The 338-nt window shown below is 52.7% G+C and carries 3 tRNA genes; all 3 read left to right on the forward strand.

From position 1 onward, the window contains the following. The first annotated feature begins 10 nt into the window (after positions 1-10). The 3 genes from EOPP23_RS21260 to EOPP23_RS21270 all read left to right on the forward strand — a co-directional run bounded on the left by EOPP23_RS21260 (position 11) and on the right by EOPP23_RS21270 (position 326). Positions 11-86 (forward strand) — tRNA-Val (locus EOPP23_RS21260). Between the two features lie 49 nt (positions 87-135). Continuing rightward, a tRNA-Asp gene (locus tag EOPP23_RS21265) sits at positions 136-212 on the forward strand. Between the two features lie 38 nt (positions 213-250). Continuing rightward, positions 251-326, forward strand: a tRNA-Val gene (locus EOPP23_RS21270). Positions 327-338 lie beyond the last annotated feature (12 nt).

A 338-nucleotide genomic window follows, 5' to 3' on the forward strand; every position in this document is an offset into this window, starting at 1 on the left:
AGCATTGATTGGGTGATTAGCTCAGCTGGGAGAGCAGCTGCCTTACAAGCAGCGGGTCGGCGGTTCGATCCCGTCATCACCCACCAAACAAAGTCTTAAGCTTTTCTTCGCTGAAAAGTGTTGAGCAAGAATAGCGGACCGGTAGTTCAGTTGGTTAGAATGCCGGCCTGTCACGCCGGAGGTCGCGAGTTCGAGTCTCGTCCGGTCCGCCATTTTTTAAGTGACAATGCGCACTTTAAAAGCATTGATTGGGTGATTAGCTCAGCTGGGAGAGCAGCTGCCTTACAAGCAGCGGGTCGGCGGTTCGATCCCGTCATCACCCACCAAACAAAGTCTTA

Source organism: Endozoicomonas sp. OPT23 (assembly GCF_009653635.1).
Lineage (GTDB): Bacteria > Pseudomonadota > Gammaproteobacteria > Pseudomonadales > Endozoicomonadaceae > Endozoicomonas_A.